Source organism: Paraburkholderia sp. A1RI_3L (genome assembly GCF_048957895.1).
GTDB lineage: Bacteria > Pseudomonadota > Gammaproteobacteria > Burkholderiales > Burkholderiaceae > Paraburkholderia > Paraburkholderia kururiensis.
Genome location: NZ_JARCHA010000019.1, coordinates 52,771 through 74,108 on the forward strand (window position 1 = coordinate 52,771; position 21,338 = coordinate 74,108).

Genomic DNA, 21,338 nt, shown 5'->3' on the forward strand with positions numbered 1-21,338 from the left:
CCTGCCAGATGGATGACGCGCCATGCTACGCCCCTCGGACTACCTCGACGTTTCGGTGGACCCGCCGCAACTGCTGCCTTGCGACATTGAAGGCGCCATCGCGTATCTGTCCTCCGTATTGAAACTGCCCGTCTACGAGACATGGACGCCCGCAAGGCTTCTCCAGCAGTACGGCTCCATGCCGGCGGCCAAAGTCGCCCAGCCAGAAGTCTTCGCGCTGCTGCTGGCCGGCGGCATGGCGGTCCGGTTCTGGGACCTGGGTCAGAGCCGCACGCTGGGCGCGGAGCATGCACCCACTGCCGAAGCTGTCGTCGGGCGGCTGCTGCGCACACTCAGGGTCCGCTTTCGTCCGGCGCATCCCCCAGCTCGCAGGGAGCCCGGCCCGAAGCAGGCTGGAGCGGCCACCATCCGCCCCGACCTGCATCCGCCGCGACGACCGGTTGGCGACGAACCCTGGCTCTCGGGCACCGGCCGGTTTTACAACAGCGATCCGGCGACCAACACGCTCGCCGTTTCCGGCGACGGCGCAGCGGTCCAGCGATTCCTGCAGGAGCGTGCCGGTGGCTCGCCCCACACCCTCCGTGCCTACACGTCGGAAATACGTGCGCTGATCCGCTGGTGCGAAGCGCATGGCGTGGCCGGCCCGCTGTCTGCGCTGGCGCGCCATACCCTGCTCGATTACCGGGACGCACGCCGCAAGCGGGGCGAAGCACCAACGGAACACGAGGGAACCGAACGCAGCGAAGCGGGCCAGCAACGCGCGATGGCGGTGCTGCGGAGTCTTTATGGTTTTCTGTCGTCCACGGGCTATCTGACGTCGAACCCGTGCGCCAGGCTGGGCGATACCGCTGCCGCCCGGGCAGGATTCCGCCCCGAACGTATCCTCCCGGCGGCTGCGGTCGACGCCATCGACCGCTGGTTAAGTGAACGGATAGGCGGCACCGGTCGCCGGCCCGACATCGCGCGTCGCGCTGCGATCCTGGCGACCTACCGCTTTACCGGCGTCCGGCTGGATGAACTGGCGAGTCGGGATGGCTATCCGCGTCTGAGCGCGGACCCTGGCGGCTGGACGCTGACGGTCATGGGTAAAGGGCGGAAGCAGCGCGCCATTCCACTACCCGACATCTGCACGATATTCCTGAAACAGTATCGTGTCGCATGCGGACTCACGCCAACGCCGTCGCCGGGCGAGGTCGCGGCCCTGATCCGGGGAAAGCGCGGCGCCGGTCTGGGTGCATCGGGGCTCTACCGGGAGGTCAAGGCCGCATTCCGGGAGACGGCCTCCGCGATGCCCGCGACCGACGCGGCTGCGCGTCTGGTACTCGAAAGCGCCTCACCTCACTGGCTCAGGCATCTTGTGGGCAAAACACTGGTGATCGATAAAAGGGTCCCGCTGCCGATGGCGGCCGCACTGCTCGGCCACGGGTCCGTGGTGACCACCGCAGGCTATTCCCGGACCGACCTCTCCGAACTGCGTCAAATCATGCAGGGCAGCTTCACGCGGTCGTCCCCAGACGAGGCGTCGCACCCAGACGCGCCGTTCACACGTTCACGAGAATGAGGTTACGGCCGGCCGCCTTTCACGGTGAAAACCAGGGACGTGGTTTTGTTAAACCGTGGATTTTCCGCGATGTCGCGATGGTGGAGGAGAGAGCAACTCGCCGACATCTTTGCCCAGTGCATGGGCCAGTGCGGAAAGGACCAGCAGTGAAGGGTTGCCAAGCGAGCGCTCGATCTGGCTGACGTAGGTGCGGTCCAGGTCAGCTTGAAAGCTCAAGCCCTCCTGGGAAAGCGCGTGCTCACGCCGGAACGCCTTGATGTTGGTCGCGAGATGCTGTCGTAGCGTCTCATAGTCGCGTTGCTTCATATAGCGAAGCGTGACTATGTCGAGACTCTTGGTCCACGGGATATAATCTACAAACTGAATTTACGTGAGCTTAAGATGCTGTTGACCCATGCCCAGTGGGCCGAATCCAATCCGGCGAAACAGAGACTCTCCGCCCCCCACCGCTCGTGGCGGTGCGTTGGCCTTTCCGCAGAATCACCGATTTTTTTCGTCGACCTTCTCTGGGGAACCGACCATCCGGATCAGGCCATTCGAAGCACGCTGGTATCATCGCCCGAAGAACTCATCGAAATCGTGACGGACGTCGATTCCAGCCGCTGCCGCGTGTTTCATCTGGGGCTTGCTAATGGCCGTCCAGACGGGCAACCTACGCTAACGGAAGTCAAGGCGCTAAGAAGCCACCGGCAACCTGACAGCCCGGTGAAGTGGTACGTCTATGTCGATGCGCAAGGCTGCCAGCACGCGTGCTTTTCCTGGTCGCCCGACGCGGATGAGACGTCGGTGTGGGAAGATGAACTGGTATTTAACACGCGTGCGTTGTGATGCAAGGCGATTTCAGTGATCCAACGCCGTCATTACCTGCGGCGTCCGATCCGCACCAGGCAGCGATCAAATTTCGCAATGAACTACTGGCGATGGGTTGGCCCGATGGCAAGCGCGTAGCGGAGATGGCTGGCATCTCGCCTGACAAGAATTCGGCTCGATATGCAGCGCGCCTCCGTGCGAGTGGCGCACTGCTAGGCATATGGGATGTCCCACATCGCACGTTCCGGCACCCCGATTTCCAGTTTGACGCGCATGGCAAAGTGCTGCCGGAGGTGGCGCAGTTACTGAAGGCATTGCCCGGCGGCGATGATGACCGCAGTGGTTGGCGACGTGCGTTCTGGATGTACTCGCCGCATCCGGGGCTTGACGCAGAAAACCCGGCTCATGTATTCAAGTTTGATGCTCAGCGGGTTATCGACGTGGCCAAACGGGAATTTGATAGGGACCGCAATGCCCACTGGTAAGGGCGACGTCAATCTGGTTTAGCGTGGTATTTTGATACCCGGCGACTACTGCCATGTGTTCCCGCTCGTATATTCTCAAACTATCAATATTCTTCAATAAAGAGCGCGACTAGGGTGCCGCGACGGTTTTCATTGCATCTTCCACGAGCGAGGCACGCCAGCCACCGCGCGTGGGAACGCGTACGGATAAAGCTCGTTTAGGGGCGACAGGCACTGGTGCGTTCAGTACACAAGCCTGCCGCCGGAACGATGCAGTATGAGGCAGATGACCATATGTCACGATTTGCCGCCACCTACGCTGAGCACAAACAGTTGTTTAGTCGACTAGAAGACGTGTGAGCGGGACAACAGTAGCGGTGACCCCTCACTTGGCAGGGAACGTGGCGTCATGATCAGTTCGCAAGGTACTGATCGCTTTACTAAATAGATTTAGACAACGCGCTCCGGCTTTGCGGCAACCGTCTTGTCCAAGCCTTTCATCGATTCGTAGATCGACGTCCAACAATTGAACGCGACGTCTGCGGCCAGCTTGCGCCGCTCGACGTCAGTAATGTCTTTGAGGTTCGCGCTTTCCAGAGTTGCATCAACCACATCCGTCATTCCGATCATCCGGTTCTTTTCGCGGCTGCGCGCCGCTGGTATCTGGACGAGCAAGAAAGTCAACGTGATCAGCGCCCCGACAATCAGTGCGGCGCCGCTGAACTGCGGGCCGAAACGTTGCCATGGCGAGAGCTTCGCTAGCTGGATTTCCTGGTAGTGGGACCCATCCCAGGCGCGCCATCCGAATCCGGGCGCACCAGCCGAAACGGTAAGGACAGGGGCTACTTTTCCGGCAAAGTAAAGCTGGAAGGAGTGATTGCCCATGCCGGTATCTGTTCGAAGTACCGTCGGCACTTTGAAGGAGAACGCGAGGGTATGATCATGTACGACAGGTTTGATATTTTGCTCGACAGGAAAGTCCTCGATCCCGCCATCTCTCGCGCGCGCACCGACAAATACAGGAAGCGAGCCATCCGCGTTGTGAACCGTGATCGCAATCTGCGTCTCCGGCGCGTCACGATCTGTGTAGTTGTAGAGCTCAACGTCCGTACCGACAATCTGCTCAATCTTCGTATTCGTCTGGGTGTTGAGATAGGTGAACTGGACGTTAGGCACCGGCGACTGCGATCCCCAGGAGAACTGCGGGATTTGCTGGACGTCTATCTGGCGTGTCTGATTTTGCGTCTTGTCGGTGTCGGCCGCTGTGTACATTGCGCCCAATGTAGCGACGACTCCGCCGAAGATTGTTCCCGCAACGAATTTCACGAGGGACGAAAGTTTTGCTTGGACCATATTTCCGATTTGCGTTGAAATAACCGCCCTGATGCAGGCGGACACTGCCGGGTAGCCGTACCTTTATAGATATCGGCCAACAGGCCCCTATTTGTAGGGAGAATTGAAAATATTCTGTCTCACCCATCTCGCCACGGCCCCAACTTCATTGAACCTCCGCGCTGCGCCTCTCGTCGCGTAGTTCGCAATAAATCTGTCGTCGTTGCGACAATAATTGTGGCACTACGCGCCAGATAACCGCCCAGAGCCGAAGAGCATGACTGGCGTCGGCTAAAGGCTGCGACTTGAACGAGGCAACGAGGGAACGCCAGCCTGCGGCCGGTGGCGAACTTCCGGTGGCGGCCAACATGAGACCGTCCAACAAACCCCGAAGGATCGGCGACAATCACGTCGAGCCAAGCATATTCCGCGCGACCATGTCCAGTGACCAAAGAAACGTTTGCCAGCGATTCGGTGCAGAATACATGCCGCCCGAGGTGAGCCAGAAGGTGGGGATCGCGCTTGGATCCCTTGAAAATGTGCCGCTTCATGCGGCTCGGCTATCCCCGGAAAACGGTACGTGCGGTTGGTATATTTACGGCGGCGAGCACTCAACGGACGCTGACTTTTATCAGCCGCTTCATGTCGTCCACTTGCTCGAGCGCTGTCCGAACATTGTCCCTTACTTGGCACTACCGCCGGGATGGCGTGTATTGCTTGCGCCGGACTATGAGGATGTCTGGTTCGATGGTGAACTGCTAAAGGCCGTCACAGATAGGTAGAGGAAAATGCGCGTTATCGTTGCACTGCTTGCGTTCCTGGCCAGCAGCCTTGCCTAGGCCGGCTACGACGTTCACATCACCCGGAAGGCTTTCTGGGCGGATACGTCGGGCGCCAGGATCACACTCGATCAGTGGAAGGCGTTCGTCCAGTCCGACCCGCAAGTGGCGAGCGATCCTGCGAACGGACCAACGGATTTTCTCGTAACGGTCAGAGGCACGACTTTTCCGCTTTGGTACAACGCGGAGCTCGGCGAGCTCTATACAAAGGACCCAACGGACGAAGCTGTTCACAAACTTGAAGATATCGCTCGGGCGATACGAGCGAAGGTTCAGGGCGATGACGGTGAACTGTACCCTGCTAAACCTTGAACTCCGGTACATACGTGTCGCTTGTGCACGCGTGTTCAACTACCTGAGTGCCCGCTTTCGCGTACCTTCGGTGACCGCTTCGGATTGCTTTATGCCTTGTGCGTGAGAGGCCGCACCCGCGACGATTTCGTCGCGCCTTGTCGTCGGGCGCGAGCCGGCCAAAACCGGCCACTCGACAGTAGCGGAAGGATCGTTGACACTTTCGGTTCTTGACGGTCACCTTTTCGCTAATTTGCGTTCTTCTCGTGATTTCACTTTCCGATCCGCGCGTTAGAGCCGCCAGACTCGTAGATACGGCTGAAGATTTCGTCGATCTCGGTGACTTCGGCGATCTTGTCCTAGTGGATCGCACCCGCAAGGTTGTATCTAACCAGAGCAGGCATTTCCTGAAGGTTAGGAAGGGCGTTGCTGCTCGCCTGGCTGCCGCGTCTGAGACGCTCTCGAATCGAGGATTGCGTTTGCTCGTCAAAGAGGGATACCGACCGCTTTCCCTTCAACGCGCATACTTTGATCGTCGCCTCGTGAAGCTGCGGGACGAATATCCGTCGGCGTCGGAAAATCGTTTGTTCGAGCTAGCAAGTCGCTACGCCGCTCCGCCGGAGGTCGCTGCACATCCTACCGGCGCGGCCGTGGATCTAACACTCGCGACCGTTGAAGGCGTCGAACTGGACATGGGAAGCGTTTTGAATGCAACCGATGAGGAATCTTCCGGTGCGTGCTACACCGAATGTCAGTTCATCAGCCGCCACGCACGAGATAACCGGCAGGTGTTGAAGGAGGCGATGCAAAGTGCCGGCTTCATCAATTATCCGTCGGAGTGGTGGCATTGGTCGTACGGGGATCGGTATTGGGCGGTGATTTGTGGAGCACAACATGCGCTTTACGGACCGGTTGAGGAAGACGATCTCTGAGGAGCCGTACGCATGAGCCATGCTGCACTGGCAGCGAACCCTGACATGCCTTTGTGGATGAGCGTCGCGCTCAATGAACGAGGCGTCAAGCGCTACCCTGCGGGAAAGACTAATCCCCGAATCTCCGAATACAACGACTGCACACAACTTGCCGGTTACGACGACAAAATCGCATGGTGCTCGTCGTTCATGAACTGGTGCATGAAACAATCGGGCATTCGCGGAACTGGCTCTGCTCTGGCCAGGTCGTGGCTGACATGGGGGCAATCGCTTACAGAGCCCCGTTTTGGATGCGTTGCAGTTCTCACTGCCGATGACGCAGTCGATTGGAAGGGACACGTTGGATTTTTTCTTCAACTCGACGCCCACAACGTCTACCTGTTCGGAGGCAACCAACTGGGAGAGGTCAGGGAACTAGCATATCCTCTTGATCGCGTACTCGGCTACCGCTGGCCGTAGAGCGACGGTCTTCTTCAACGAGGTGGCCTTGCCGTTATCGGCCGATAGTGTTGAAAAACTCGTGGAGCGCCATTTTCGGACCGCTCGCAAAAATTTCGGCCTCTCAGATCGGTCTACAAACCGCTCGCGTGCATCGGCTAAGGGTAAGACGACCCCTCAAAACCTCGCGAGATCGCCCATCACCGAGTTTTTCAACACTATCGGCCACAAACGGTCAGTCGGCAAGGCGGCGAGAATTGGCGACAATTTTCGTTCAACGTATCCTGTGGATTGATGTTTTGACATTCTGGGCCAACAACCCGATAAGCGAATGCAACCACACCTCAGATTGGTACTGTCAAGTTGTTCGGTGGCCGGACGAGCGGGCGATTGGATTGAATGGGAAATCAGTCGGCTTACGCCGCCATGCAGACGCACGAATCCCTTTCCCAAGCCGCGAAAGCCTGGCGCGTGCCTCGCGTTTGTGGTGGTAGCGGCAGCCCACGAACAGATTGGAAACCTGTCCATGGAGCGAGGCGAATCGTTGAAGCTGGCGCGCCGATTTGAAACGCCGCATCACTTTCTCATGCACCCGGGTCGGGTGAATTCCCTGCCCGGTTGTTCAGCCCCTTGTGCTGCCGATGCTCGACCTTCAGCCCCAGTTCGTTGTTTGCCGCCGTATAGCTGCGCAGCCTGTCCGTCACGATCACGCGTGGACGGCCGTGGCGCTTGAGCAGCTTGCGCATGAGCCGTTTGGCCGCCGCCTTGTCGCCATCGACTACCGCGCCGTGCTGATCGACAGCCCGCCACAGCCAGTGCTTCCTGCCGTTGATCGTCACGACCATCTCATCGAGGCGCCACCTGTCACCGCGACCCGGCGCCGCCGAATGGATCCGCTTGGCAATCGCCTGGCCGAACTCCGTCGCCCAGCACCGCACCGTTTCGTACGTGAGCTCGATGCCCTGTACAGCCAGCATCTCCTCGACCATGCGCGGGCTCAACGGAAAACGGTAGTACAGCCAGACCGCGTAGCTGGTGATCTCCGGCGCAAACCGATAGCCCTTGAACGAAACCGGCGCCTCGGCCGATGGCAGAATGGAGATGGAAGCCTTCTTCATGCCCCATTATATTCGCCGACTTCGACAAACAACCTGACAGTACCGATACCTGAGCCGGCTCGGCTCACGCGCCTCGGCATGCTATGAATAACACGAACGATCGGTACCTCATGGATCAACTGCCCCTGCACCCGGGTAATATCGATGTCTGGGTAACTATCATTGCGGACATGCCCGATGCGGTCCTCAGGGCTCAGTTCGATCAGAACTTGACCGAAGACGAACGCATGAAGCGCGGGAAATTCCACTTTGAGAAGGACCGGCGCCGCTACATTGTCACTCGCTTGCTCGCCCGCTATGTCCTGTCGCGCTATGTACCGATAAAGCCAGCCGATTGGCATTTCGAGGCGACGTCCTTCGGCCGCCCGGTTGTCGCCAATACCCACCCCGGGGTGGTAGGCATGACCTTCAACATCTCGCATTCGGATGACATCGTGGTACTCGGCGTGACGCGCGGCCGCGACATCGGCATCGATGTAGAAAACACGCGCCGTAACCCGTCGCTCGACGTCGCGGAGAGTTTCTTCTCTGCAAGCGAAGTGCTGCAACTGCGAGCGATGCCGCCGGACTTGCAGCCGCTGCGTTTCCTCGACTTTTGGACGCTGAAGGAAAGCTACATCAAAGCACGGGGCAAAGGGCTCTCGCTTCCGCTCGACCTGTTCGGTTTCGATTTGAGCGGCGACGGGCCGTTGCACGCGCATTTCGATGCGAGCTTCGATGACGCGCCGCGCAATTGGACGTTCTGGCAATGGCGCCCGTCCCCGCACAACATCGCGGCGCTTTGCGTCGGAAACCGGCCGGGTGTCGCGAGTCACATCACGGTCCGGCGTGTCCTGCCGTTCGTGTGCGAAGAAAATACGGTTTTCGATGTGTTGCGGAAGTCGGCTTGAAGCAAAGGGTAAGCGGGAAACCACCTGGAGTACGCGAGGCGAGCCGCCGTGCGTCAGTCCGTGGACGTGATGAGACGCCACGGCATCAGAGCCTCTCAATCGTCCCCGCTGTTTGCGAGCGGCAACGCCTTGAACAGCGCGACGAGATAGCCGTACGGTTCGACGCGGCTCGGCTTGCAGGTTTACGCCGTGCCCCGGACTATTCCGAACGGTTCTCATGGCAACCACCTGGCGGCGCGCAGTAGCGCGCAGACCAAATGTTGGTGTTCGCAAACGCCGCTAGCCGTTATTCACAGGGTTGCTAGGGGCTGTTTACATTCGACGAAATATCGATGAAATGTGTTTACATCTTGTCTTTTGCGCGAGCAGGACAAGATGACCCGGAACATCGTCGAACGATTTTTCGGTCGTATCAAACATTTTCGTCGTGTCGCCACTCGCTACGACAAGCTCGCAGGGAACTATCTCGCCTTCGCTTCGCTTGCCTGCGCCTTTGGACCGCTGGTGAGAATGTGAACAGGACCTAACAAGCTTGGATGGAGTGAATTTGTATTTATTTTTTAGTTATATTGAAACATCCGACCGCTGCATTCGCAAGTGGAATGCGAAAAATTTTGTAACTATTCAGCGGCTGTTGTAAACATTGGCTGAACCTGGCATAGTTTCGGGATGCCGAAGAAGCTCCCCGAGTTGCAGATTCCCGATCTGAAGTCGATGACGCACGAGCAGAAGGATGCTCTCATCATCGAACTGATTCCGTTGGTCAATGCACTTCTCAAGCGGGTGTGAACCGCCCCGGGTTTGTCGGAGACCGCCGAGTTTGGCGCTACGCCGCGCGAGCGGAGCGCACCAGATTCCGATTGTAGACTTCCTCTGCTTCAACAGGCGATACGTACCCGAGCGGGCCGAGCAACCGATGGTGGTTATACCAGTGAACCCATTCGAGCGTGGCGAGCTCGACGTCCTGGAGAGTACGCCATGAACGCCGATGTACGACTTCGGCCTTATACAGGCCGTTGATCGTTTCGGCCAGAGCATTGTCGTAGGAGTCGCCGACAGTTCCGACTGATGGTTCAACGCCATCTTCCACCAAACGTTCGGTGTACAGAATACTGAGATATTGCGACCCGTGATCGCTGTGATGGATGAGCCCGGGCGGTGGCTGGCGATCGTGTAACGCCTGATTCAACGCGTCCAGCACGAAGTCAGTCCTCATCGATGCCGACACGCGCCAACCAACAATACGGCGCGCAAGCACATCGGTCACGAAGGCCACATAGACGAAGCCCGACCATGTCCAGCAATACGTGAAATCCGCGACCCAAAGCGCGTTCGGCCGCTCGGCCCTGAACTGACGTTTGACCCGGTTCAGCGGGCACGGCACCGCATCGTCGCGCTGCGTCGTCTTGATCCGGCGTCCACGCCGCACACCTTCGAGGCCCATCGCCTTCATCAGGCGCGCAGCCGTGCAGCGCGCAACCTTCACGCGCTCGCGCAGTAACTGGCGCCAGACCTTGCGCACGCCATACACGCCAAAGTTCTCGTCCCAGACCGCCCGGATGAGGGCCTTCAGTTCAGCGTCGCGACGCGCTCTCGCTGGCCATTGCTCCGGATCGCTGCGCCGCCCGGCGTGCCGGTAATACGTCGACGGCGCGATCGGCAGCAGGCGGCAGATCGGCTCGATACCGTAGACGTCGCGATGCTCATCAATGAACGCGATCATGGCTTCGATCGGCGGTCGAGCTCCGCCTGCGCGAAATATGCGGAGGCCTTGCGCAGTATCTCGTTGGCCGTGCGCAGTTCACGATTCTCGCGCTCCAGTTCCTTCAGACGCGCCAGCTCCGAAGTTGTCGCGCCAGCTCGTTGGCCACGGTCGCGCTCAGCCTGAATGATCCAGTTGCGAAGCGTCTCGCGCGACATCCCCATTTTCGAGGCGATAGAGCGCAGCGCCGCACCCTGCGTTTCATATTCGTGCTGGTGCTCAAACACCATCCGGATCGCCCGCTCCCGAACTTCATCCGAATATCGCGTCCCGGTGGGCTTCCTTACCTTGCTTTCGTTTTCCATACTTCAAATCTCCTGTTACAGCCAAGATCCAAAGTCTCCTACATTTCCGGGGCGGTTCACTTTACTGTTGATCATCGGGTGCCCTTCACGAATAACCAGGCTGAGCGCGACATCCGCATGTCCAAGCTCAAGCAGAAAGTCTCGGGCTGTTTCCGCAGCCAGGACGACCTCGATGCCTTCTGCACGATCCGCTCCTATCTGGCCACTTTGCGTAAGCAGTCCAGACCACTCTTTGAAGCCTTGGCTCACGCGTTCGACGGCAACGTGCTCTCGCCTATGCCGACTGAATAGTTACAAAATTTTTATCAAATAAAGTTTGACGATGCGATTGTGTCGAGATACGTTTTCGCTTGTCGAAGAATAAATCGATACGACATGGGTCCCCGATGATAAAAGCGGAGTGCATGGCTATGTCGTCTATATTTCAAACCCATAAGCACACAGCGAGAGTGGTGGCTTATGACGTGAGTCAAAGAAATACGACTACATTGATTATGAACATAGCCTTTCTTTGGTGTTCTCGATTGCTCGCGGCACTGTCTGGCGTTTGGGGCTCTTTCCGGCGATGACTGCAGTGGTCGTGCTTTAGCGCGCAGCGCTCGGTCCAATTGCAGATTTTCAGCTCTTTTCAGCTGCACTAATCCGCTATCCCGTCTTTATATGGCGGGCGGTCAACTCTTCCGCGAGTTGACCGCCCGCCCGGGTGTGCCATTGTTTCTTACCATATCGCCAGTTCGATTCGATGAGACCGACCGATCTTCCTTTGCCGACGACAAACAATGGTGGCGCAATCCAGGGCGCCGGAAACTTTCCCGCCATCGTCGAAGCTATTGCTGCTGAGCTGGCTGATCTACTGGCAATACCGACCCCCGCCCGCGATCTAACGCTGCTTGAACTCGGCGGACACTCGCTTCAAGCGATGGCGCTTCGAGTGCGGCTGGAACAGCGATATGGCATACAAGTGCGGGTGGCTGACGTAGTACAACGCGGCTCTGCGGTACAGCTCGCGAAATGCGTGCTCGAGGCGCTCGAAGCCCAAACAGAGACAGCAACCTCAAAGGAGCCGCTCTCCGCACGGGGCAATGATGAGGCAAGCTTCCCCGCGAGCGAAGCCCAGCGGGCGATCTACCTAGCAACGCTGCGATCCCCAATCGCGACGCTGTACAACACACCTATCGCCGTCGAACTTTCGCGACGCGTGGAGCCGGGCCGGCTCGCCCGTGCGCTGCGTGCGCTTTCCGCACGCCACGACGCATTGCGGTTGCATTTTTGCATCCGCGACGATGTCGTATTTCAAGTGGTGAGCGCAGCGGGCCCCGTCCCATTCTCCGTACAAGCCGTCCCTGCGGAAGATCGGCTAGCCGCAATGGAGCGCTTCGCCGCGCCCTTCGATCTGGATTCCGGCCCACTATGGAGAGCCGCGCTCTTCGACGACGGCAGCGAGCATCCCACGCTGCTAATGGACTTCCATCACTTGGTCATGGACGGCGCCTCAGTCCCTACGCTGTTGCGCGATTTGCTGGCGCTTCTCGATGGCGAGGTGCTGCATCCAGCAAACAACTACCGAGCGGCAATCGAAGCAGATGCATCCCGGCGGGGCACCTCCGAATGGCGTGAAGCACAAGCCTACTGGCGCGAACGTGCGACAGCGGGGTGGCCCGCGCCCTCATTGCCGTCCATCCCTCTCGCGGAACATGCCTCGGAATCCGCCTCGTGCGGGGCGATCTTCCATATGCCAGTTGCCGCCTCCCTTATGCAAGTCGTCGAGCGGCTTGCGTCCGAGCAAGGGACGACCCTTCATTGCGTCTTTTTGACGGTCCTGCACGTACTGCTGGCCAAGCTGACGCGAGAACCAGAAGCAACCGTTGGCGTGCCGATGAGCGGTCGCATCAGCGCAGTCACGGACGACGTCGTGGGACTGTTCGTACGCACTCTACCCTCCAAACACCGAGCTGCCCCTGAGCGCGCTTTCCTCGACCTGTTGAGCGAAGTTCATGCGGAGCATCTAAAACGGTTGGAATATCAGTTCTACCCGCTGCGTGAATTGGATTCGCCCGATGCGGTGCCTGCTTTCGAAGTCGTCATGGCGACCCAGCGTTTCCGCGCCGACTGCGAACAGCTCGGGCATTGGAGACCGTTCCACTATCCTCACGCGCACTTTCCGTTGCTATTCGAATTGACGGAGTGCGAGGGTGATTTCACTCTAACGATCGAATACGACGAGATGCGGTTCGACCACGGCACGGTTGCCGACATGGCCGCGAGTTGCCTGCACCTTTGCGAGCAGGCCTGCGCTTCGCCAAACGCACCGATTGCCTCGCTTTCGATGTTGACCCGCGAGCGCGCGCTCGCATTCGCCACACGCTTCAATCCCCTGCCCGCCGTCCGGCCGTTGACCGAGAACATCGTGTTGCGATTTGCCGCCGTCGCACGCCGGCATGCCGATCGAGTCGCGCTGCTGGATGTTGACCGGACCGTGTCGTACGCTGAACTCGACGAGGTCACGGATCGGGTCGCGCAAGCCCTTCGCCTGCGCGGTCTTGCTCGCGGCGACAAGGTCGCGCTGCTCAGCGAGCGGCGGCTCGATTACGTCGTGGCGCAGCTTGCGATTCTGAAGTGCGGCGCCGCCTATGTGCCGCTTGATCCTGACCACCCCGCTGCGCGCCTATCGATGATGGCGACGCGTGCCGGCTGTCGCTTTGTATTAAGCCTTGAAGCTGTCGATCCTGGGTGGCCCGTTGAAACGTTGAGTTGGGCGCACCTGTTGGTGGATGCATCATCGGCATCGGGCATGCCGTCGATGCACGCGAACTCCAACGCGCGCGACGCCATCGACACCGACGATATTGCCTACGTGATGTTCACATCGGGTTCAACGGGTTTGCCCAAAGCCGTTGGCGTAACGCATAGAAATGTGCTTAGGCTGGTGGAGGACGGCAACGTTGTGCCGCTTCACGAAGACACTCGCCTCTTGTTGACGGGCTCCCCATCGTTCGATGCAACAACTTTCGAAGTCTGGGGCCCGTTGCTCGCAGGGGGCAGCGTCGCTCTGGTCGACAAGACCACGCTTCTCGACGCGTCCTTGCTGCGCGCCGCCATCGAACGTTTCCACATCTCCGCTCTATTTTTAACGTCCCCGCTCTTCGCACGTCTCGTGCAACAGATGCCGGATTTGCTCGCAGGCGTCGAATATCTTATTACCGGCGGCGATTTCGTTGCGTTGGACGCAGTCCAAGCGGTACAGCGCGCGACGCCCGAAACCACAGTGGTCAACGCCTACGGCCCGACAGAGAACACAACATACTCGACGTTGTACGCGGTTCCCCGGGGCATCGCCACGCCGATTCCCGTAGGGCGCCCCATCGCTCGCTCGACAGGCTATGTCCTTGACGAGGGGGGTAACCTGCTGCCGCCTTTCGCCGTCGGGGAATTGCACGTCGGCGGCGAGGGCGTCGCTTTCGGCTACCTCGGAGACCCCGCGACAACCTCGGCGAAATTCTACGAGCACCGCTGGCCCTTCGGTCGCAGCGAACGCCTGTACCGCACCGGCGACCTCGCTTACTGGGACAGAGAAGGAATCATTCACCTGCGCGGCCGCGTCGACGCGCAGGTCAAAGTTCGAGGTTATCGCGTCGAACCCGGGGAGGTGCGCGATGCAATACGCGCATGCGCCGGCGTTTCTGACGCGTACGTAGGTTATGTCCGTGACGGCTCTCTGGACGGACTAGCGGCATGGATCGTCGCCGACAAGGATGACTTCGATGCCGCAGCCGTGCTGGGTGTCCTGCGAAATCGTCTGCCGGACCATATGGTCCCGACGCTCATTGCCGAAGTCGACGCACTCCCTCTAAACGTCAACGGCAAAGTTGCGCGCGAGCACCTTACTGCTCCCCTTAGCCGCTGGAGCGCCATATCGGCGGCCCCTGCGGCCGAACTGCCGCTGACACCGTCACAGCGTGCGATCGCTTCGCTTTGGTGCGAGATTCTCGGCTGCGATAGCGTCGGACTCGACGATTCTTTCTTTGCGCTTGGCGGCGACTCATTCACCGTACAGACGTTGGCAAGCCGCCTCGCTGTTCTCATCGGCGAACGTCCTTCGATGGTCGCGCTGTTTCGGCAATCGACCGTCCGTGCGCAGGCAGCGGCGTTCGCATCTCGACTGGACGCACCGCGCTCAACTGCCGCGCCACATTCGCCGACGGAGCCGCCCGCTGAACCTGAGGCCCGATTTCTTGCCAGCGAAGCACAGGCCCGCCTCTTCGCACTAGATCGCGTCACGGAAGGGCGCGCCCCTTATCTAATTCCGGTGTTGCTTCGTGTCGATGGCTCGCTCGACGCGTCCCGTTTGCAGCTCGCGTGGTCCGCGGTATGCCGCCGCCACGCCTTTTTGCGCAGCCGCTTTTCGACGAGCGGCTACGAGACGTGGATCGATATCGCGCAGACTGGCGGGCCACTGCTGGCCGTGGAGGAAATCGATCACCAGTCACTCGATAACGCGCTGAGCGTCATGTTGCGTCCATGCTCACTAGAGCAAGGCGACGTCGCGCGAGCAACGTTGTTCCGCTCAGCGCATGGGCGCCACTGGCTCGCGTTGGTGTTCCACCATGTCGCGTTCGACGGCGCGGCGATCGAACTCATCCTCGCGGATATCGCTCGAGCCTATAGGAACGAGCCGCTGCGCCCGCCCGCGCTGTCCGTTTCCGAGTTGTGGGCAGCGCGCGAGTACCGCGGCGAAGCGCGCGAGTCGACGCGCCGCTGGTGGGTCGAACACTTGGCCGATGCCCCGCTCGAGGTCCAGCTTCCTGCAGACCACGTACGTCAAGCGGAGGCGACCTTCGCCGGAGAAACGATCTCGCGGCCACTGCAGAGCACGTTGCGTGAACGTGTCCGCCGCATGGCCGCCCAAATGCGGGTTACGCCGTACACCATCTATTTGGCCACGCTGCTTTTGCTGTTGCGCGCCTGGTCGCGGCAATCGGCGCTAACGGTCGGCATCGTCAGCAACGGTCGACAAGAGCCTGGCAGCGAAGATATCGCCGGAATGCAGGTGCACACGCTGCCTGTCCACTTCGAGGTGGATGATGCATCGGCCTTCCGCATGCTCGTGGCCCAAGTCCAGGACCGAGTCATTGATGCGATCGAGCACCAGCACGTTTCGCTAGCCGACTTGCTCGCTGCACTGGCCCAAGCCGGTGGCGGAAACCGGCCGCGTCTATTCAACGTGATGTTCTCGATGGTTGCATTCGACACGCTGCCAGCGCTTGGCGACGATATCTGTTTGCACCGCGAGGAATGGCGTTACCCCAGCGCAAAGTTCGATTTGACTTTCTTTGTGCACGAAGATGGCAACGCGTCGCGCCTGGCGCTCGAGTACGCGGTCGATCTGTTCGCCCACGATACCGCGGAACGCCTGCTCAGCCATTTGGAGAATCTACTGGCGCGAGTGACGGCCGACGACCCGGTCAAAAGCTTGTCGTTCATCACCGAGACCGAACGGCTCCACGTTCTCCATGCGTTGAACGATACGGCAACCCCATACGACCGAGCGGGACTCATTCATCGTCTGTTCGAACGGAGCGCCGACCGCAACGGGCAGGCCGTCGCGGTCATCCAGGGGGCGACGTCATTCACCTATGCCCAATTGGAGGATCGCGCCAATCGTCTCGCCTATCTGCTGGCGCAAGAAGGTGTTGGCCCCCGTGTCCCCGTGCTGATTATGATGGACCGAACCCCCGACATGATCGTCGCAGTGATGGGGGTGCTAAAAGCCGGTGGATATTACGTGCCGGTGGAACCCGAGTTGCCGACCGAGCGCGTACGGGCCATCGCCGTTCGGCTGAGCATCGAGCATCTGGTGACCAACGCGTCCGCGCTTGCGCTACGTGCCGGTCTTTGGGCAGACGGATTGCGCATGTCGTCGGCGATTTGCATCGACGCGGAACGCCCGATCTCAGCCATCGATCACGCGGCGCGCTGGTTGGGCCCGCGAGCGCTCGCGGCTTGTCCGGCCACGCGTGCACCCGCACCGACGACATGCGCGGAAGACACGGCGTACGTCATTTTCACTTCTGGATCCACCGGCGAGCCAAAGGGCGTCGAGGTCAGGCATCGCTCCGTGATTAATCTCATCGAATGGGTTAACGGCCGCTACCGTGTGAACGCCGGGGATCGTCTACTGTTCGTCACCTCGTTGAGCTTCGACTTGTCTGTCTATGACATTTTTGGAACGCTCGCGGCGGGTGCCGCGATACGCGTGGCCACACGCGAGGAGGCCCACGATCCGCACCGCGTGCTCGAGATCCTACGCCGCGAAAACATCACCTTCTGGGATTCGGCGCCGGCCGCCTTTGACCAGCTGTTGCAAGTCACATCAGACGAGCTGATCTCTTCTGACCTACGGCTGGTTTTTCTGAGCGGGGATTGGATCTCTGTCTCCCTGCCCGCGCGGCTCGTAAGCCGTTTTCCGGCTGCGCGACTGATCGCGCTCGGCGGGGCAACCGAGGCGACGATCTGGTCGAATTATTTCGAGGTTCCCGGTGACACGCGTCACTGGGTTAGCATTCCCTACGGTCGCCCGATCCAAAATGCGCGGTACTACGTGCTGGACCCGCAGGGCCACCCCTGCCCGGTTGGCTTGCCAGGCAGGCTGTTCATTGGAGGCGAATGCCTCGCCGCCGGATACGCAGGCGCGCCCGAGTTGACCGCTTCGCGTTTCATTCGCGATCCCTTCGTCGATCGACCTGATGCTGTTATGTATGACACCGGGGACATCGCTCGCTGGCGCGCGGACGGACAAATGCAATTCCTCGGTCGCGACGATCACCAGGTCAAGATTCGCGGCTATCGCATCGAACTTGGCGAGATAACGTACTGGCTTTTACGCCACCCCGCGGTTCGTGACGCGGTCGTGCTTCCGCAGCCGGATGCGGCAGGCACGCTAGCGCTGGTTGCGCACGTGATCGCGAACGCCACCGTCACACCCGAAGTGCTTGCGAACTACCTCGCCGCACGACTACCCGCCTACATGGTTCCAGCGTGGTTCTCGTTTGTTGACACGTTTCCGGTTACGTCCAATGGCAAGCTCGATCGCAGCGCGCTTCCCAGAATCACTGAACTCGCTTGCCGTACCAATGGCAACGCGGAGCCAACGGACGATGTTGAATGCGAAATCCAGCGACTGTGGTGTGAAGTACTTTGCTGCGATGAGGTGCCGGTCGATACGGCCTTCCAAATGGTCGGCGGCAACTCGGTAATGATCGTACGACTGCACGGGCTTTTGGACGCGCGTTGGCCAGGCCGTTTGAGCGTGCCCGATCTGTTTGCGCTCGCGACGGTACGCGCGCAAGCCGCTCGCATACGGGAGTGGCAAACCGCGGACTCGCGCGAGACAAATCGACATGCGCCTGGTCAGGAAACGCTCGAAACGCTGCTATCCCAGGTCCGCAACGGGGAACTCGACACCGACCAAGCGCTCCGGCTGTTGGGAGCGCCTCGATGACGTCCCACCGCGGCCTTATCGATGCGGTAGCTGACGATGACGTGCACCAGATGCAACGCGAGTTGCTCCAGTGCGTCACGAGTTCCGCACTCAAGCCGGCGACCGCGGCGCGCCTACTTCGCGCGTTAGCGCGTGCCGAAATGGCGGATGCTCCGATCGCGATTGTGGGGATGGCCGGACGCTGGCCAGGTGCCGCCGACGTCGACGCGTTGTGGCGTCTATCCGCGGACGCGTCAGTCCAGGTGCGTCCTTTCCCAGCGTCGCGTCGTCGCCGAATGGCGCCGTGGGTCGATGCCACCGCCACGCTTGCGCCGGGCTCATACCTCGACGAGATCGATGGCTTCGATCCAGCGCGGTTCGGATTATCGGCACGCGAAACTGAACTCATGGATCCGAGTCACCGTGCTTTCCTCGACATCGCGTGGCGCGCCTTCGAGGACGCCGGCCTCCAGCCACTGGCACTCGCGGGCCATTCAGTCGGCGTATTTGCTGGCTACTGCAACGGTTCAGATGACACGAGTTACGAAGATTTGATTCGCCGTCACCGGCCAGAACTCGCGTCGCTTGCGCTTACCGGCACGCTGCCGCCGTTGCTGTCCGGCAGGATCAGTCATTTGCTAAACCTGCGCGGCCCGAGCCTGGTTATCGACACAGCGTGTTCCTCTTCGCTCGTTGCAGTCCACTACGCTTGTCAAGCGCTGCGCCACGGCGACTGCGAACTCGCGCTCGCCGGGGGCGTCAAGCTGATCTTGTGGCCGCGCGCCGCGGCCCAAGACGCGATAGGCATCGAGTCTGCAGACGGCATGACACGAACATTCGCCGGCGGCAGTCCAGGTGCTGGCATCGGCGAAGGTGTCGCGGCAATCGTACTGAAGCCGCTTGCGGCCGCGTTGCGCGACGGCGATCGCATCCATGCCGTGATCGCGGGCAGCGCTTGCAATCATGACGGCTACACGGCAGGCCTCACCGTGCCGAGTGTTGATGCGCAGCGCGAAGTCATCGAGCGCGCGTGGCGGACCGCGGGTGTCAGTGCGTCCAACATCGACTGTATCGAGGCCCATGGCACGGGTACGCGGTTGGGAGATCCGATCGAGTTCGAGGCCCTTGCTCGGGCATTGAGCGGGGCCACGCAACGTTGTGCGGTCGGCTCGATCAAAAGTCTGTTTGGGCACCTGGACAGTGCAGCCGGAATCACGGGCTTGATTCGCGCTGCATTGATGGTTCGCCACGGTGAGCTGTTACCGTCGCTCAATTTCGGCACACCCAACGAGGGCATCGATTTTCTCGGTTCCGCACTCTACGTGAACGACCGGCTACGTCCATGGCCGCATGATAAAACGCGACACGCCGGGGTCAGCGCGTTCAGTATGAACGGGACCAACTGCCATGTCGTGCTGCGCCAAGCGCCGGCGGCTGCGCCGGACGCTGCCGCCCGTGAGCAGCGGCCGCTCGCCAACCGCGCCCGATATTGGTTCGCCGAGGCACCCGCTCAGCGGCCAAGCCCTCCGGCCAGTCCTCCCATTGCATCGCGGGACGGCGCGGACGTTGATGCCGCGATCGCTATCGTTTGGCGCGACGTGCTCGGGCGCGACATCGCGCCGGAGGACGATTTCTTTGCAGTCGGCGGCGATTCGTTGAAGGCCGTCGTCGTAGCCTCTCGGTTGTCGCAGGCACTTGGCCGCGCAATCGGAGCCGGGCAACTGTGGCGAACCCCTTCGATGGCGGGTCTGCGCAAGTGGCTACAGGCTCAAGCCGCCACCGCGGTCGAAGTCGTTCCGCGCGCGGGGCCACGCCATTGTTATCCGGTTGCCCCGGCGCAGGTGCCAGTCTTCTTGCATGCTGCGCTCCACCGCGACGTGCTTTACAACGTTCCGTTTGCGATGCGCTTGGAAGGTCCGCTCGACGCGGCACGGCTCGAAGCTGTGGTGACCGCCGTTTGCGCCGCCGATGCAGGCCTCGCGGTGCGCTTTTTCCAAAGCGCTGGACACGTCATGCAGCGCGCGAGCGAGCGGCCGGCGTGCTCGTTCGAGCACCTCGCTGCCGACGCGAACGATGCGGTTACGCCTGCTATTGCTGCCGCGGCGTCGCGCTTCATCCAACCGTTCGATGTCGAAACAGGTCCGCTCGCTCGCTTCGCGCTGCTACGGCTCGCGCCTGAGCAAAACGTCTTGCTCATGGATTTTCATCATCTAGTGATGGATGGTGTGTCCGTGAGCATCCTCTGGCGCCGAATCGAGCGGGCCTGGCGCGGCGAGGTTGCCGCATCGCCGGCCTTGCATGCGCTCGACTACGCTGTTTGGCGCGAACGCCGCGCGAACGAAGGTCGCTACGACGCTCATGCACAATTCTGGTGCCAACGACTGAAAAGCCTGCCCGATGGCCGTGTTCGTGCCATACGCGCGAGCAAACGCATCGACGCCCTACGCTATACGCTTACCCTTTCCTTCGAGGCATCCGCGGCGATCCACCGGTTCGCGGCGGAATCTGGCGCCGGCCTGTTCGCCACCCTGATTACAGCGTATGCGATCGGCGTGCGTCAACTGTGGGGCCAGCCCGCGTTCAATATCGGTACACCATTGGCTGGCCGCGTGCAGGCCGGTACCGAGAATGTGCTCGGCATGTTCGTGAACCTTTACCCGATCGGCATGCGTCTGCGCGATGAGGAACCGGTGCTCGCTCTCACGGGAGCCGCTGGGTCTCAACTGGCCGACATGTTCGAGTACCAGGACGCCCCGCTCGACGCGAGAAAAGCCGGCGATCCACAGGCGCAATTCAACGTCGTTTTCGCGCTTCAAAACATGTCACTCGGCGCCGCGGAACTGGGAAGCGGGGTATGTGCCCGCCCAATCCCTTTCTACGAACTGCCTTGGCAGGTCGCCAAATTCGATTTGTCGTTGTTCGCCATGACTGTCGACGAACGTCTGGTTCTGAGCTTCGAAGCACGTCGCGACGCCATCGAAGCGACGGACCTAGAACGCTTAGCTGCGACCGTGCGAGCGCTGCTCACCGTAATAACCGCCGATCGACAACTGTGCGTTGGTGGCTGCCTCGGGATAGTAGATACGACTGCCGATACAGCGCTCACCTTCGATTTCTGA

The 21,338-nt window shown here is 60.4% G+C and carries 13 protein-coding genes, 2 pseudogenes and 1 other annotated feature; of the genes and pseudogenes, 11 read left to right on the forward strand and 4 right to left on the reverse strand.

The features are described 5' to 3' along the window. Positions 1–22: 22 nt before the first annotated feature. Complete coding sequence (locus PXJ20_RS30195) at positions 23–1,561, forward strand: tyrosine-type recombinase/integrase (protein ID WP_421031536.1); 1,539 nt, start codon at positions 23–25, stop codon at positions 1,559–1,561. A gap of 48 nt (positions 1,562–1,609) precedes the next feature. On the opposite strand, the gene PXJ20_RS30200 is transcribed toward PXJ20_RS30195, so the two are convergent. Next, positions 1,610–1,867 (reverse strand): helix-turn-helix domain-containing protein, encoded by a 258-nt coding sequence (locus PXJ20_RS30200; RefSeq protein ID WP_421031537.1) that lies wholly within the window; start codon positions 1,865–1,867, stop codon positions 1,610–1,612. Between the two features lie 75 nt (positions 1,868–1,942). Between PXJ20_RS30200 and PXJ20_RS30205 the strand changes: the two genes are divergently transcribed. Together PXJ20_RS30205 and PXJ20_RS30210 are read left to right on the forward strand one after the other, a co-directional pair. Further along, the gene (locus PXJ20_RS30205) at positions 1,943–2,389 is read left to right on the forward strand and encodes a hypothetical protein (RefSeq protein ID WP_421031538.1); all 447 of its coding nucleotides are present in this window, start codon (positions 1,943–1,945) and stop codon (positions 2,387–2,389) included. Continuing rightward, complete coding sequence (locus PXJ20_RS30210) at positions 2,389–2,856, forward strand: hypothetical protein (RefSeq protein ID WP_421031539.1); 468 nt, start codon at positions 2,389–2,391, stop codon at positions 2,854–2,856. The genes PXJ20_RS30205 and PXJ20_RS30210 overlap by 1 nt, the downstream gene beginning before the upstream one ends. Before the next feature lie 429 nt (positions 2,857–3,285). On the opposite strand, the gene PXJ20_RS30215 is transcribed toward PXJ20_RS30210, so the two are convergent. Continuing rightward, entirely contained in the window at positions 3,286–4,161 is an 876-nt protein-coding gene (locus PXJ20_RS30215) for a hypothetical protein (RefSeq protein WP_421057465.1), read from the reverse strand. Between the two features lie 374 nt (positions 4,162–4,535). Here PXJ20_RS30215 and PXJ20_RS30220 point away from each other — a divergent pair, with 374 nt between their 5' ends. The 3 genes from PXJ20_RS30220 (at position 4,536) to PXJ20_RS30230 (ending at position 6,688) form a co-directional block, all read left to right on the forward strand. Continuing rightward, complete coding sequence (locus PXJ20_RS30220) at positions 4,536–4,949, forward strand: immunity protein Imm33 domain-containing protein (protein ID WP_421057466.1); 414 nt, start codon at positions 4,536–4,538, stop codon at positions 4,947–4,949. A gap of 614 nt (positions 4,950–5,563) precedes the next feature. Further along, positions 5,564–6,229 carry a M15 family metallopeptidase gene (locus PXJ20_RS30225; RefSeq protein ID WP_421031542.1) on the forward strand — a complete coding sequence of 222 codons (666 nt, stop codon included), beginning with the start codon at positions 5,564–5,566 and terminating at the stop codon, positions 6,227–6,229. 12 nt (positions 6,230–6,241) lie between these two features. Beyond that, positions 6,242–6,688: a TIGR02594 family protein gene (locus PXJ20_RS30230; RefSeq protein ID WP_421031543.1), complete on the forward strand. Its 447-nt coding sequence runs from the start codon at positions 6,242–6,244 to the stop codon at positions 6,686–6,688. Positions 6,689–7,025: 337 nt separating this feature from the next. Here PXJ20_RS30230 and PXJ20_RS30235 read toward each other — a convergent pair. Continuing rightward, positions 7,026–7,761, reverse strand: a pseudogene (locus PXJ20_RS30235) (IS6 family transposase). A 134-nt stretch (positions 7,762–7,895) separates the two neighbouring features. Here PXJ20_RS30235 and PXJ20_RS30240 point away from each other — a divergent pair. Both PXJ20_RS30240 and PXJ20_RS30245 read left to right on the forward strand, forming a co-directional pair. Further along, positions 7,896–8,675, forward strand: coding sequence for a 4'-phosphopantetheinyl transferase family protein (locus tag PXJ20_RS30240; protein WP_421031544.1), 780 nt, complete (start codon positions 7,896–7,898; stop codon positions 8,673–8,675). A 381-nt stretch (positions 8,676–9,056) separates the two neighbouring features. After that, positions 9,057–9,191, forward strand: a pseudogene (locus tag PXJ20_RS30245) (IS5/IS1182 family transposase); the annotation flags it as partial. Between the two features lie 310 nt (positions 9,192–9,501). Here PXJ20_RS30245 and PXJ20_RS30250 read toward each other — a convergent pair. After that, positions 9,502–10,742, reverse strand: a protein-coding gene (locus tag PXJ20_RS30250; protein WP_421031545.1) for an IS3 family transposase whose coding sequence is annotated in 2 segments (ribosomal slippage) — positions 9,502–10,436 and positions 10,436–10,742 — 1,242 coding nt in all. Because the reading frame shifts where the segments join, the coding sequence is not laid out codon by codon here. Beyond that, positions 10,324–10,440: a sequence feature (AL1L pseudoknot), on the reverse strand. It overlaps the preceding gene by 117 nt. On the opposite strand from PXJ20_RS30250, the gene PXJ20_RS30255 reads away from it, so the two are divergent. From PXJ20_RS30255 to PXJ20_RS30265, 3 genes are all read left to right on the forward strand, one after another. Continuing rightward, entirely contained in the window at positions 10,653–11,033 is a 381-nt protein-coding gene (locus tag PXJ20_RS30255; protein ID WP_421032620.1) for an IS66 family transposase, read from the forward strand. The two genes, PXJ20_RS30250 and PXJ20_RS30255, sit on opposite strands and share 90 nt — an antisense overlap. A 451-nt stretch (positions 11,034–11,484) precedes the next feature. After that, entirely contained in the window at positions 11,485–18,240 is a 6,756-nt protein-coding gene (locus PXJ20_RS30260) for an amino acid adenylation domain-containing protein (RefSeq protein WP_421031546.1), read from the forward strand. Continuing rightward, on the forward strand, positions 18,237–21,338 hold the full coding sequence (locus PXJ20_RS30265; protein ID WP_421031547.1) for a beta-ketoacyl synthase N-terminal-like domain-containing protein: 3,102 nt from the start codon (positions 18,237–18,239) through the stop codon (positions 21,336–21,338). Before PXJ20_RS30260 ends, PXJ20_RS30265 begins: the two co-directional genes overlap by 4 nt.